Source organism: Segetibacter sp. 3557_3 (assembly GCF_004354985.1).
Classification (GTDB): Bacteria; Bacteroidota; Bacteroidia; order Chitinophagales; family Chitinophagaceae; genus Segetibacter.
The window spans coordinates 13,976-28,941 of sequence record NZ_SMSK01000018.1; the positions used below are offsets into that span (position 1 = coordinate 13,976).

Annotated in this window: 9 protein-coding genes; all 9 read right to left on the bottom strand. The window is 44.3% G+C overall.

Going from position 1 to position 14,966, the window contains the following annotated elements; translation table 11 throughout:
- Positions 1-1,228: 1,228 nt before the first annotated feature.
- The 9 genes from EXU57_RS20665 to EXU57_RS20705 all read right to left on the bottom strand — a co-directional run bounded on the left by EXU57_RS20665 (position 1,229) and on the right by EXU57_RS20705 (position 14,856).
- A complete protein-coding gene (locus EXU57_RS20665; RefSeq protein ID WP_133270164.1) occupies positions 1,229-1,969 on the bottom strand; it encodes a glycosyltransferase family 2 protein in 741 nt (246 codons plus the stop codon).
- Positions 1,970-2,177: 208 nt separating this feature from the next.
- Positions 2,178-3,251, bottom strand: coding sequence for an NAD-dependent epimerase/dehydratase family protein (locus tag EXU57_RS20670; RefSeq protein ID WP_133270165.1), 1,074 nt, complete (start codon positions 3,249-3,251; stop codon positions 2,178-2,180).
- 85 nt (positions 3,252-3,336) lie between these two features.
- Positions 3,337-4,776, bottom strand: coding sequence for a hypothetical protein (locus EXU57_RS20675; RefSeq protein WP_133270166.1), 1,440 nt, complete (start codon positions 4,774-4,776; stop codon positions 3,337-3,339).
- Positions 4,777-4,938: 162 nt separating this feature from the next.
- Complete coding sequence (locus tag EXU57_RS20680) at positions 4,939-8,409, bottom strand: trifunctional glycosyltransferase/class I SAM-dependent methyltransferase/polysaccharide deacetylase (protein WP_133270167.1); 3,471 nt, start codon at positions 8,407-8,409, stop codon at positions 4,939-4,941.
- A gap of 442 nt (positions 8,410-8,851) precedes the next feature.
- Entirely contained in the window at positions 8,852-10,084 is a 1,233-nt protein-coding gene (locus EXU57_RS20685) for a glycosyltransferase (protein ID WP_133270168.1), read from the bottom strand.
- Complete coding sequence (locus EXU57_RS20690; protein ID WP_207955555.1) at positions 10,066-11,001, bottom strand: class I SAM-dependent methyltransferase; 936 nt, start codon at positions 10,999-11,001, stop codon at positions 10,066-10,068. The genes EXU57_RS20685 and EXU57_RS20690 overlap by 19 nt, the downstream gene beginning before the upstream one ends.
- The gene (locus EXU57_RS20695; RefSeq protein ID WP_133270169.1) at positions 10,998-12,278 is read right to left on the bottom strand and encodes a glycosyltransferase; all 1,281 of its coding nucleotides are present in this window, start codon (positions 12,276-12,278) and stop codon (positions 10,998-11,000) included. Before EXU57_RS20695 ends, EXU57_RS20690 begins: the two co-directional genes overlap by 4 nt.
- Positions 12,271-13,446: a glycosyltransferase family 2 protein gene (locus EXU57_RS20700; protein WP_207955556.1), complete on the bottom strand. Its 1,176-nt coding sequence runs from the start codon at positions 13,444-13,446 to the stop codon at positions 12,271-12,273. The genes EXU57_RS20695 and EXU57_RS20700 overlap by 8 nt, the downstream gene beginning before the upstream one ends.
- A gap of 129 nt (positions 13,447-13,575) precedes the next feature.
- Complete coding sequence (locus EXU57_RS20705) at positions 13,576-14,856, bottom strand: polysaccharide ABC transporter ATP-binding protein (RefSeq protein WP_133270171.1); 1,281 nt, start codon at positions 14,854-14,856, stop codon at positions 13,576-13,578.
- Positions 14,857-14,966: the final 110 nt, after the last annotated feature.

The window sequence follows — 14,966 nt, forward strand, 5'->3', positions numbered from 1 at the left end:
TTCACCTACTGCAATACAGGGTTTGATACTTCCCAGGTATTGTTTCAAAACAATAACTACTTCTCATCCTCAAACACGCCCCGGTTTATCTGGGCGTCAACGCCCTACTACTCACTAAGTGCCTGGAAAGGAGCTTCCCATGGCCAGGAAACGCTAGGGAGTTTGCAACTAGGGACCACGATAGATCCTATGCTGATTTCTGCCGGTACTGGTGGAACAATCAACCCGGCTGAGGGCGGTGACCTTACAAAGCTGGCAGCATATAAGTTGCAAACTGTTTCCCCGATGATCAATGCAGGTTTGTCGATGCGAAACCTTTTTAACGTTGAACATGGAGTACGGGACTTTTATAACAACCAAATTGCTTTAAGGCCAGAGGCCAACATTGGGGCACATGAGCTGCGTGGTTCGAGTGTGACCTTTAGCGGCAAAGTATTACTCCAGGGGGCTTACAACCCATTTACGGGAACAATGAACAATACGTTAAATGCTTTGGGTATCCTAAAGGTTAACGCAAGCGCTCAACCATATAATCAAGAGCCATTCAATTATAGGGGTACCGAACTTGCAGGATCCCATTTGTTTGTCAGCAATCCAGATATTATTGACTGGGTGCTGATTGAGATTCGTACAGCATCAAATCCTTTAACGGTTGTTGCACGGAAAGCAGCATTGTTAAAACAAGATGGTACTATAATCAGCAGTGATAGTGCTGCAACAAAAATCACCTTTGAAGGTATTGCCCCCGGATCATATTATGTCAGCATAAGACATCGTAACCACCTGGGTATACGTTCTGCCGTGTTGGTAGATTTTTCAGACGGCAAAGGTTTCTACGACTTTACACAATCAGGAACCGCTTGCTTTCAAAATCTTAATTATACGGCAACGGTACAAAAGGGGAACGTTTGGTTGATGCGCGGGGGGAATGCGAATGCGAATAGCAATGTGAAATTCAATGGTCCTGCAAACGACCAGGACAGGATACAAAATGTTAAAATGGGGGGATCGATATCACTTGTGTTAAGCAATCAATATAGCCTGGAAGATATCAACCTCGATGGGAAAGTAAAAGCCAATGGCCCGGGTAACGACACTGACTTTCTGTTGAATGGAATATTAAATGGATCTACCGGTTCGGTATATGTTGAACAGCTCTAAGTGGTTGTTTTGGAAAGCGAGTTGTTATGGCGAAACAAAGTTGCATCGCAATATCGTTCTACCCTTATTACCATTTCTTTTTAAAGTCGCCTTTGCTGAAATATTTTTCGATAAAGCAGTACAGGAGTATAAAAAAATACCTGCTACCCATTTCGCGAATGCTCAGATTTGATTGACCCGTTTTTCGGTTTTGCCATGAATTGGGAACAATCTTATAACTAAAACCGCGTACAATGGCCTTTAGTGGCATTTCGAGCGTAAGGTTGAAGTGTGGCGAAAGGAGGGGCTTCAAACCTTCGATTGCAGCACGGGAATACAGCTTGAATGCATTGGTGCAATCGGTATACTCCAGGTGAAAAACAAAACTGACTAAGTTATTCGCAAAGCGGTTTATATAGTACTTTTTACGTGGATACCCGCTAACCTTTCCACCTTTCATAAACCTGCTGCCAAAAACACAATCAACCTTATGTTCAACAAATATTTTGTAGAATTTCACGAGGTCTTCGGGAGCGTCTGACAAATCCGCCATTACTATTGCCACACAGTCTCCCTGGTAGTTTCCCAGGCCGGCTCTGACAGCGTATCCAAAGCCATTTAAGGGAGGATGATTGCATATGTACCTGAGGGTAGGTATTTGTTGTTGAAGTTCCTGCAGTACCATTTCGGTATTGTCGCTGGAATTATCATTTACAACGAGCAGTTCGTGATCAATATGATGCGAATTTAAAGAGGCATAAAAAGCATTTAAGGTATCCGGGAGATTTAGACTTTCGTTATACGCTGGTATTACTACGCTTAGTTTCATTATTATACAGTCTGGATGATTTTCATCAAAAAAGGAGACAGGCGGTCTGGTTGCAAATACGATAACGTGAGCAGCATGTAAGTTCGTAAGTCGACATCACCTATGAATGCCAATTTGATCAGGTGTTGGTATAGCTCGGGAAGAACGTAGTACAGGCGTCATTTACGATATCAATTTTTTACCCTGATGATCAGGGTGGAATTAATGATTACATCTTGAATACGCCTTTTAACTGCTGCTCATTCTTATTAATCCAGTGAAAAACATCTTCTACGATTTCGTAAACGGACTTACCAGGAGCCCATCCGGTGACGCTGGTGATTTTCTTATTGTCTGTGATATACCAGGGTATGTCTCCCTTTCGCTTTTCAGTAACGGCATGTTCTGCAAGCTTAGTGCCTGTAACTGCTTTACAGATTGATGTAAGCTCCTTTAAGGAAGTACTTGACTTAAGACCTCCACCGGCATTGAAAGTAGAACCACTTACCTGGCTGAAATGGTGGATCTGGTGATCGATAAGTCGAAACAGGTCTTCTATGTGCAGCACATCCCTGACCTGTTTACCAGAGCCATTAAACCCGAAATACGAGATGTCTTTTTTCCAGTAATGAGAAGCCACCCACAAAGCAATAACTCCCTGGTCCACCTTTCCCATTTGAAACGGCCCCGCTACAACGCCACAACGGTTAATTACATATTCCAGATCATAAAACTCCCTGAACTCTTCTATAAGTAACTCCGATGCCAGCTTGGTTGTACCATAAATTGATCGTGCATTGTTAAGAGGGAAATCTTCATTGATCCCATTTTCACTTACACCGGAAACTGATTGGTTGGCTGTTAACTCAAACCTGCTGTCACTTTCTGTGAGCTTCAAACGCTCAAGATTTTTGATTGGGTAAACCCTGCTTGTTGAAAGGAATATAAATTTGGCCCGATGTTTTGCTGCTGCCTCAAGGGTGTGAATCGTGCCATTGAGGTTTGTTTGGATCACATAATCAAGAGATGATCCAACACCAGCCAGTACGGATGGTTCAGCTGCCGCATCGATGATGAAATCAGGTTTATGCTCCATCACAAGGTCTGAAGAGAATCTGATGTCGGCATGAACAAAGAGCACTTGATGCCTTGCCAACCTTTCTATATTCAGTTCAGAACCACGCCGCTTAAGGTTGTCGACTGCGATAACCTGGTAGGCTGGGTATTTCTCCTTTAGCATGACGCAAAGATTGGAGCCAATAAACCCGCAACCTCCGGTTATAAGAATTGATAGCTGTTTCATGTAAGTTTCTTTATGCAGCAGATGAAAAAACGACCCTATTTAAGAACTTAAGGCATCTGTCTTTATTGCCAGACATAATCCGACTTTATTGCGTGATGGTGGTATCGATGTTTTGAGTTGGAGCTGTATTCTTATTGTCACTGTCGACTTTCATTTGTTTAAAAGGACCAATACCTGCCTCTTTAAGTTGCAACATCCGGTCAGATAAACGTTTCTTGTTTGAGTGAAGCAGGAAATTGAAATGCTTAGTGGCTAAATCGCCATGTGGAACCCCGTTCTCAATGTCTGTCATTACTGACCGGGTACCATCGAGGTACCAGTCCCGCCAGATAAATCCTTTTCGTGAGTTGGGAATTATCAACAGCGCCATTGCTAGAAAAAGGCTTGCAGGGATGATGACCCGTGACTGTTTTGATCCATATAATAGCCAGCTGAAATAGCAGGTAATCAGCGAAGGAAGAGCAAGTAGTACATACCGTATCGGCATACCGAAAGTGGGCACCCATGCTGCGCGTCCCCAGCCCATGGCTAACGCAAACACGATACTACCGCCAAGGAAGAGCAATAAGGCGAATGCCCGGCGAAACTCAGGTCCCCGCACCTTTAACAGTGTTCTAAGTAGTATGTATAAGGTTGAACCATTTATTAACAACGCGGCAAGCGTAGAGATTGTCCACGATAGTATTGCGGCTGGGCCAAAAGCCAATGCAAGGAATTTAATGCTTGTTTTAAGTGTGGGGTATATCCCGGGATTTGGCGGATTCCACCATGGACGATAGTAGCCGTCGAAATACATGAACACAAACACGACGGTTATAATCAATGAAACTAAAATGAGGTAAGCATTGAGCCGGCTTCCCCCTTGTTCTTTTGATTTGAATTGGAAGTAACATTCGTAAGTTAACCAGGGAACAACGGGAACTAAGTATAGCAGACCATTCGCCCCACTTAAAGGAAGCGCCATCATGCAAACGCTCGCCAATACGGTGAGCCTTGTTGTTAGTAGCCGGGTATAATTAGCTACGATAGCGATAAGTATACAGGTCAAAAATGTGGATAGTATCAGCGTAAATTGCCAACTCCAGTAAAAGTTCTCCCAGTTACCCATGTGCAGGAAGGCAATCGGAAAAAAGGCGTCCACATAGTTTGTCTTGCCCCGAAGCTTTTTACATGCGGCGATAAACATTGCCGCAATTCCCGCTGAGCTGCAGATGTTCAATACCATTCCGCAGCGAAAATCGCCATTGGTGATTTTGAGCAAAAGGTGCAACACCAATTTAGGAAATGGTATGCGGTGTTCGTTATTCTGCTCCCAGAGCCATGTAGCTATGTCCTGCTGGTTACCTGTTAATGCCGATACCATATTCCAGTCTTCTTCAAGTGGTAGATTTCGTCCATAGACAAAAACATAAACCAGGGCTACTACCAGCATAATGAACCAGATTGACCAGACAAATAAGTTGGCAGGGTCGGTAAACCGTCGTGAGGCCACAGCCGATTGTTCGCCAGAGGTTAGGTTGAACATATTGTACGATAAATTATGGGTTGTTAATTGTGGGCGAGCACCGGTGTTGCTTGTAGATTAAAAGCAAGCAGAGATGAAGCAGCGGTATTGAAAAAATCATTTCGGGACTGGTGAATGCTAAGCGTAATTGAGGTTGAACTTCAGCCATGTGACGATCGGGACTCAACTTAATTTTAAAACAAATTTTTCGAAGTTGTCCGAACCAGCAACTTCAATCCGGGGCAAACTTAACAGGTCATCTGTTAATGTACTCTTCGTGTTTATGCTTGCCACGCCCAAAGTATATCCACAGGCACCGATGAAATGTTTAACAACAGGGTCGATGTCCCCATAAGGATAGGCAAATAATTTCACAGGTGATTTCAAAATATTCTGTAGTATAACTCTCGACTCAGCAGCTTCTTTGATCATTTCCACGTGCGACAGTCCTGTTAGATGGTACCCCGAAAGCGAATGTGATCCGAACTCAACCTCGTTTTCCTGTAAAGCTATAATCTCTTGTTTTGACAAAAATTCACCTCCGACATCTTGCATTCCGCTCTGGTTCGGTATATTGATGCCGTTTGCGGTTAAAAAGACGGTTGCATTAAATCCATATTTTTTCAACAATGGCCAGGCATGCTCGTAGAAATCGGAATAGCCACCGTCAAATGTCAACGCGATAGCATGACCTTGCAAGGGCTTACGGGTAAGTATTGCATTTTGCCAATCCTCCAGGCGGGCAGAATAATACCCTGCGTCGCGCAAAAACGCTAGCTGTTGTTCAAAATTCCGCTTGTTCACACAGGGTCCCGCAGGCTTGCTTATTTGATCCCCGCTAATGTGCTGATACTTTAGAATTGGTAATTGTTGTGTTTCGCTTACCGCGAGTCGCCTTGGCAAAATGATGCTGCGAGCCGGCGCAACTTGTACCGGACTGCCTCCAGGCAAAAGCTCCGGCTGCTCAATCCTTTCCACCTGGTGCTTGTGCCTGGAAAAAAATGGAAAGTTCATTGTCTCCCGGCGAAATAAATGTATGGAGTAGCCGGAGGTTTGAATTTCCCTGACCATTGTGAGATTAGGCGTTTTTGAAAAGATTTCGCCTATAAGGGTGGCACCAAAAGGTAAGGCCACAACTTCGCTGGTGCTATTCTGCTCTTCACCTAACTGGTTTGCGTGGGCCATAATTAAATACCCACCCGGCAAAATTGAACGGGCAACTTTTTTAGCTACATCCTTCAGCAACCTCAACTCAGTGATGTAGTAAAGCACTTCGCTGCAAACGATAAGGTCTAAGGATCCGGGTAAGGAATCCGTTATAAAATTCAAATGTTGAAACCGGATGTTGTCCAAATGACTGCATCTTTCCCGCGCTCGTTGCAACGCAATTTCTGATATGTCACAGGCAAAAAGGTTATCCGTAATATTTGCCAACTGCATGGTAAAATGCCCTTCGGCACAAGCAATTTCAAGCGCGTTCTTAAACTTGCCGGGTGGTAACAGCGAGAGCGTAAGTGCGTTCTTGCTTTGTTCGTAAGGATGGCTACTGTTCCATGGATCATGGTTATTTGCGAAGATTGTCTCGAAATAAGACCTGCCATAAGGCTCGGCTGCTGTATCGGCTATTGCCTTTTTCTTGCTTACTGTTTTTGTATTAATACCAACCTCAATAAGATTGGGGCAATAGCAAAATTGCCCAGGGCCGAAAGTTGGTTGTTTTTTCATGAAGCGATCCTCCAAGCCCTCGAAAAACGGTAACACGGCCAATGGTAATGTCACCCTACGCGAAGAACTGGTTCCAAAGTCGCCATCACGTCTTCCGATACATATTATCTCGTTAACCGAACCGAATTCGTGGTCCGTAACCGCGACACTACTTTGCCCGCATGGATCTGAAGCCCTTTTCTGTGTCTTTGCTTCCAACAGCCTTTTGCGAATGGTTGTTTTTTGATCCAGGGGTTTACCAACTAGGGCTTCTCTAACGCAGAGTACGCATAAGTCAAAACCAGTTGTGATCGTGATGCCTGCCCGCAATGCCTGCGGGCTGACAATGTTTTTTTCCTCGTAAGCACTCATGTCAACCATCCCAGCGACGACCCCTGCTACCGATAACATGATTTGTTTGGTTCCGCCCCGCAAAGAAAGCGCGGGTAATGTTTCACTGATTTCAACAACGGGTATATGGGTGCAATCTATGACTTCTGCGAACTCAGACTCGGGTGTTTCAGGATCATAGAAAAGGGTACCGTCCCAACCATCGCGTTCCCATAATTGCTGCAGAAATTTGGTCCACCCCCAGGTGTTATGATGATCCCGGAGATCACCCTTAATCTCTTTTTGCTCATAAACATTGTACTGGAAAAACTTTTCCAATATTAGCCAGGAGAACTCAGCGGCAATTGCATCTTTTAAAACCGGGGTAGTTACTATTCGGTCGCATACGGGTAACTCAATACTGCCGATTTTCTCAGACCCTATCTCTATAGAAATATGAATGCGTTCTGCTTCATCCGGTGCAACGATATCTATGATTTCTTCTGTGATTTCCATGCGTATTGCAAAGGTCTTTTCAACCATCGCGGGATTAGAGATCGCTGCATTCCGGAGCATCTTACGCGCCAATTCTGCTACCACCCTTTGTGCAAGTAATTTGTTACCCGTTTTCAATTCAAATGCAAACAGGAATTGCTTCAAACTGTCTACCGTAGCTGGCCACAATACGTAAACTGTGGAAGGCAGCTTGCAGGTTTGCCGCCAAATTGCATCAAATAAGTTATCGGCAACAAAAGCAGGATCCATGTCGCAACAGGAGTCACTAACCAGATCGAGTAGGGCTCGACCGTCTTTACCTTCACTGATAAACAGACCGGCACACCAGCTCGCCCAATAAAATTGTTGCGCTTCAAGATTTGCCGGGTCAAGTCCATTGATATATTTTTTGTTCGGATTGCTAACCCTTGGGTCAGCCGAAAAGCCAAGTTTAAGAATTTGTAGCGCGGTACTAAAGAATTTATTAGCATTCCTCGAAATTGACTGCGGTGACATTCTATAAAATGCATGCACTTCTCTTAACTCACCAAAACGTGCCGACGTGCGTGCTACACGCTGCCACAAATCCCAATCTGTACAGATCGTTAAGCCAGGGGTGAATCCGCCTACACTGGTGACAAGTTCCTTTCGTACTATGCAGGAATGCATGATGAAAGCACAGGTTCGGGCAAATGCCGGGAACATATCTTCTGTAATCATTGGATATGTTGCACCGCTCAATGCTCCCTCAGGCGTGATGATGTTCCAACCGCATACAACAGCGTCCAAATGAGCATTTGCATCCAGTTTTTGGCCCATGTTGTGTAAGTGCTCCGGTGAAATCCAATCATCAGCATCAAGAAAAAGCAGCCATTCATGCTGCGCAATTGCAATACCTGTATTCCTTGCAACGCACACACCTTGATTCTCCTGCTTAATGATTTTTATGCGCTTATCCTTTGCTGCAAATGGGCTAACTATCCCGTCGGTGTCATCAGTAGAACCATCATCGATGATGATTGCTTCCCATTCCTGATAACGCTGTGTAAGCAATGAACCAATTGTTTCACTAATGGTTTTTGCTGCGTTATATGCAGGAACGATCACTGAAATACCTGAGACCATTTATTACAGTTAGTTGAATTGAACTTCTTATTGAAGCTTGAAGGGAGTAAGTTTAACATGAACTTTCGCCAGGCTTGATCCAGGAGCAAAAAGCATGAGACAGTACAGTACGAAATATTCATAAGTGTACCTAGTCTTTGTTCAGGTGCGATATTCTACAAAGGTCCACCAACAGATCATCGAAAAACCTTAGTCTCAACAAAATGTGTCCGGATCAATTGCTTAACGGTGGATCTTACAATCTTGGACAGGCAGTTTTCCTTCGGATTAAGCTGGTGCTTGTTAGGCTTTCAAAGAAGACCCTCATTAACTGATGTTAAACGTGCATACCGACAAGCTGTTGTTTGCTAATGTTATTTGCATTGTGATTAAGCGGGGTTGTTAATTGTAACTTATAAGGCTATCAAACAAGAGTGCACCCCTGATTACAACTGTTGCCTTATCAATTTTCTTTACTTTTCGCCACCGTTTCACGTTGCATCAGCCGGGTTTTCCGATAAGCCCACGGGCTGGTTAACATCCCTTGTAACTCGGTAAGTGAAAGTGACCTGGGAATGGTGTCGCCGCGTTTCAACAAATTTCGAATGTTCCATTTGTAGAGCCAGTTAACCAGGAAAAACCGTACGATGCTCGGTCTCCTGACTGTTCTTTTTATATAGCAATCGATTAAATAACAGCCAAAGCTCCGGCCGTTGTTATAAACCTGTTTACGCAACGCCTGGTCTGTAGAGCGGTGATAGTGCCAAACAATCATGGACGGCTCATAAAGGAGCAGATGATCATTTAAAACAATCCGGTGAAACATTTCAATATCACCACCCCCGGAAGAAGGAGTACCAACGTCCAGCCCCGTGTCAAAATCTCCTACTTGCTGGAAGACTGTCTTTCTGAATGCCATATTCGCACCCACGCCGAAGCTACTGGCCCATAAAAGCTGCTGATCCGTGGAAGTTGCTTTTCGGATATAGCGTTGCCTAAACCCATGTCCCATTCCCCCGTAACCAATTTCGAAGATTTCCTGCGCAGGGTGTTCTAATTCAGCAGGACCTACATAGCCGGTAAGGGCCATTACCCGAGGGTTCGTAAAGCTTTCATTGATTATCCAGAGCCAATGTTGATTGGGATGAGCATCATCATCGGTAAACGCTACAATGGGGTAGTTTGCTTCCTGTATACCACGGTTGCGTGCCCAGTCGAGCCCCGGCGTATTTTCCCTTACATAACGAACCGGAAATTTTTTCACTAATTCAAAAGTGTCATCTGACGAAGGGGCGTTATCAACTACAATAATTTCAAAGACTGGATAATTCAATACTGTTAGTACGTTAAGACACGAAGCGAGCAGGGCAGTTCGATCGCGGGTACAAACAACGATGCTAATGGGCCCTGCATCAGAAACGCGGTGACTAGCCCTAATTCTGTTTAAAATGGAAAGTTCTACCAACGGCAGCTTCAGTTCACTTCTGACTGCGCTCATGACCTCATCATAACCAATGTAGCTATTACCGGGTCCAACAGTAAGTGTAACCCAACCGAGGGGCTTCTTATCAATCAGTACAAGAATACGGTAGCAATTGTACCGGGGATCTACCATAAGGTTCTCCAAGTCTTGTGCGAGATCAACTTGCAGTACTTTGATTATTCTCCGGGTTGCTGCTATTTCTTTCTCAGCCATAAACTTGAACCGGGATTTTTGGCATACAATGGCATTCGTTGTTTAAGAAAATCCTGATGAAAATGCCCGATAAAAGAGTTGAACACCACAATTTCAAATGCTGTGTTGTATTGCAGAAAAGCCCTTAGTATATAAGCTTCATTCCAGGCACGTCCCTGCAGTATCCAGTTTTTTGGATATTCAAAGGGGTAGTAAATGTCGTGAAAGTGGATATAGACCCCGCTTTTAAGTTTTGGCAGAATGGTAAATAAGATATGGTTTACATCACTGTCAATTCTGGAGATGTGCGTAGAATCAATAAACAAAACGTCATCAGCATCCAGGGTTTGAAAAACCTCCGGATCTAACTCCTGGAGGCGACTTGAATGTATATTGATGTTGTTATGATCCTCCGGTTTTAATAAAGATCGCAGCAAGTCTGGATATGGTTCAACAAAACTAATTGCTGCCCTGTTCCCGAGAAATCGCTCGTTGATATCGAGCATTGCTGCTGATGAAAAGCCTGAACCAATTTCGATCACTTTCTTGGGGTTAAGGTGAACGAGCAAATAGTAGAGGGTCAGACTCTCTCCATAGGAGTAGTTAGGGTTCTCAAAGTAGTACCTGAGACCCTCTTGTTTATGATCCTTCCACGGCTGCGAAACATAGTATTGCGATAAACTCGCGAGCAAAGCAAGCTGCTGCTCTTCCTGCAAATCGATCCCCGCGAGCTGATTTGGAAATGCTCCCCATATGATGTGCTCTCTGGATTGAACCTGCTTCAGTGAAGGAATCGGAGAATAGAAATGTCCCGGTTGCCAACCTAACCTGTAATCATCAGTGTGTTCTGGTATATAGGATGTGCCGCTAATCTTTTGTAACAAATATTGGAGCGTATTTTCGATCCACAACATCATCCCGCGTTGTTTTCGTTTCATTTTTCTTGAGCAAATTTGGTTGTCAAACGACCAGATAGATGAGTTTTGAAAGGTTCGTCCAAAGCCAATGCTTCTGACATTTCCTTTAGGAATTTAGCTGCAATTATTGGTCGCAAGTGTTTACCTCGCAAGTCTTCAGCACCAGCAATTGCTTTTACCTCCCCGATAAATTGGTCACCATAAAATAGCTGCATCGCGGAAGGTCTTTCAAAGTCCAGGATTCGTTCTGCTTCAGGTAAACCAAGTTTGAGGTTAATTTTTAAAGCTTCTGATTTGATATCAGCAGTTGATGAGGCACTAATCAGCTCATCAAGTGCAGTGCGCGATTTTAGCGCATCTGCTGCTCCCCGCAGGTACCAATATTGGTGTACCTTATTACTTAACTTTTGCCACAATGAGCGAAGTTTTAGTTGCTCCAGCATGTGCATAAGGCTGATCGCATGACCGGCCATAAAGTCACCTACCTTATTCTGTTCAAATGCGTAATGAGAAAGCGTGGAACTTTCCTTACCGCTTAAGGACCCGTATTTTGATATCTGGAGGTCGGGTAAAAGATCGGGGTGTCGTAAGGCAAATAACACGTCGGCTGCTCCTTCTTTTCTTTTTCTTCCGAGAGATCGTTTCAGGTCCGTTTCGGTGTCGAGGTGGTAGCCATATGCATCACGCGAGAATACGAAGTTTGCCCCGCCCTTTAATAAGCGCGCACCAAGCTCATAGTCTTCCCTGCAGTCAAAACTGGTATCAAAGCCCTTTGCCTGGGTAAACCGCTCGCGGCTTACGGAAAAGTTACCGCTAAGCAGATTCCGGTACGAAAACCGATGTCCCGGTAATAAAAATTCCCCGAACTCATCTTCCCACCATTTTCGAAGGAGGATCCTGTAGAAGCCGGGATCTTCTTCAAGGGGTAAAGGAAGATAACCAATAACAACGACGTCGCTGGCAGTATGTTTTGCAAGATGTGCCTCTACAAGGCCGGGGGAAGGGTCGATGTCGTCGTCTATAAATATAAGCACCCTGCCGCTTGCCCGGAGTGCTCCTGTATTTCTTGCGGTTGCTGCTCCCATACCGGGGCCACTTGTAAACTCCAGGCGGAATGGAGCATTGTAAGCCGCCAGCATTTCAATAGTGCCGTCTGAACAATTGTCGGCTACAACAATTACTTCCATCTGTTGCAATGGGAAGGTCTGTTGGGCCAGGCTGCTTAATAAACCTTGCAGTAAGTTTTTGCGATTATGCGTTGGTATGATAACGCTTGCAATCTGACATCCACTATCCATTCTTCAAATGTTTATGTGCCCGTTTCCTCGATGCCAGGTACGCCCAGGGTCCGTAAATACACCCCGACAGTTCCGCCCATACCAGTGTGAAGGGGTGGCTTCCCGGCCACTTGATTGCTGATTTAATCAATGCACGCAACTGCTCATGAAAAAACCAGTTTATGGGAAGCTTTATAATGCCTAACTCACCCTTTTCGATTAATGTGCGGGTCCAAAACGCATATACACCTACCCCGTAGCCCCATATGGCTTTTTTTGTTTCTTCCATAGTTCGGCGGTGACGATGCCAGCTGAGGGCAGCCGGATCATAAATGATTTGGTATCCTGCGGTAAGTATCCGAAGAAAGAATTCATGATCACCACCGGATTGGGTAAGCGTTCCGGCATCCAGAGCTTCATCAAAGAATCCTATGGTTTGAACAATCTGCTTTCGAATAGCCATATTTGCTCCTGCTCCAACCTGTCCAGTGGCCAATGGATTACGACTTGCCATTGAATGCACCACGCGTTTAAACCCCTTACTAAATGGACTATAACTTTCAAACGCTTCCTGGCCCTCTGTTTCCAATTCAAGTGGCAGCGTGAGCCCCGTAACACATGCCGTTTGTGTGCCGCTGAAATTGGCCATCAATGCACGTAACCAACCATAGTCCGGAATCGCATCATCATCGGTAAAAGCAACAACATCATGTGTTGCTTCTTTCAAAGCCCGGTTCCGGGCATTGTTTAGGCCCGGAAGGTCTTCCCTTACATACCTGAGGCTTCCAAAACTTTCAACGAGTAACTGCGTGTCATTATTGGAAGGACAGTTATCTATAATCAGGATTTCCTGTCCATCATCAGGCAACTTCAAAAGTCCTTCTATACACTTGCGAAGATCAGATGTCCTGTTGCGCGTACAAACTGCGATAGTTGCTTTCACCTTGCTTTGGCTAAGGTGCTCATTTCTATCTATGCCAAGGTAATCTAACACCATGTTTTTTGCCAGCGCTGGTCCAGTGGAGGCTATTATTTCGGAAAGGATTTCGGTTGTAATTACCTGGTTGTCGATAACCGGAACAACGATCTTGCCCAGGGGAACCTTGTTCTGTCGAAGCAAGATGAAGGCTTTATCATACCGGTCAGACAACTCAATTGCCTCAGGTAAATTATCGATATCTAAATCCAATATAGCTGTTGGCATCACTAATAAGCGGTAACGTTTACCAAACTTTGTTTCCGGCTATCTGTTCTGAAACAGTCATTCATTGCATTGGATGTACTGCTTAGATATGGAAGCATGTATAACATGTTATGCTTACTGTTTATCCGGGTTCTTATAAAAAATAAATGTATCGATTTCAGGTCTGATCAGTCCCGGCCAGGTATCAAAATAGTACATCCCTTCCCTGATGTCTTCCACTTCAAACTGAATGCATTGCTGAAAATCAGCAATTAATGCAGCATTATTCTTCATAACTCCGAGAGAAACTGTATAGGTTTTGTTATTTAGCAGGTTTGCCGGTATTGTACTTTGTAGTGCCAGTACACCTTTTTTTGCTTCAAGATTATGAGAGCCCAGGTTGAAGATACATTCTCCTTTTGTCGACAGAAGAATGACATTGATATTGACCACGCCATCATCAACATTGCACCAAAACTCAAAGTTCAACTGCACAGGTGTTCGTACCGTTATGTAAGCATCGGCTTCTGCAGATACCGGCTTAACCACAGCTCTTCTTAACTTGATTAGCTCATTTCCCGGAGCAGAATCAAAATCCTCCCAACTCTGAACTGTCTCCTTTGGCTTTGTGCTTGCGGTATAGCTTTTTACAACTTCCTTTGACTTACCCTTTTTCGCAATCTGTCCCTTGTCAAGCCATATTGCATTTTCGCAGAGATTAGCAATCGCCTGCAAATTATGACTTACCATTAAGATGGTTCTGCCCTGTTTTCCTGATAATTCTTCCATTCTTCCGAGACACTTTTTCTGAAAATCTGCATCTCCAACAGCAAGCACCTCGTCTACGATTAAGATGTCCGTTTCAAGGTGTGCGGCCACAGAAAAAGCAAGCCGGATATACATACCAGAAGAATAGCGTTTAACCGGGGTATTGATATATCGCTCAACCCCGGCAAACTGAACAATGTCATCATACAATTTTGCGATTTCTTTTTTTCGCATGCCGAGGATGGCACCGTTAAGAAAGATGTTTTCTCTTCCGGTAAGTTCAGGGTGAAATCCTGTGCCTACTTCCAGCAGACTTGCAATTTTGCCCTTAACTTTTATGGTTCCTTTTGTTGGTGTTGTAATACGGCTAAGCAACTTTAGCAGCGTGCTTTTGCCTGCGCCATTGTTGCCGATTATTCCCAATGTCTCACCTTGTTGAATGGTAAGGTCAATGTCCTTTAAACTCCAGATAATATCATCTGTTGGTTTATTAACGCCAGACGCTTCATCGATAATGGTAAATGGATCCTGCTTTCCTCTGGCCTTTGCCACCCATCGCTCAATATCACGGGAAAGCGTACCGGTACCAACTTCCCCCAAACGGTAGACTTTTGAAAGGTTTTCGACTTCGATAACTTTTTCCGACATTAATTGATATTAATTTAAGACTGCTTTTCACCGTCGTTGGGGAAATTTCAACAAGGCTTTCCTGCGCGACGGTAAAATGCAGATGCGACCATAATGCTATTCTTATGTTA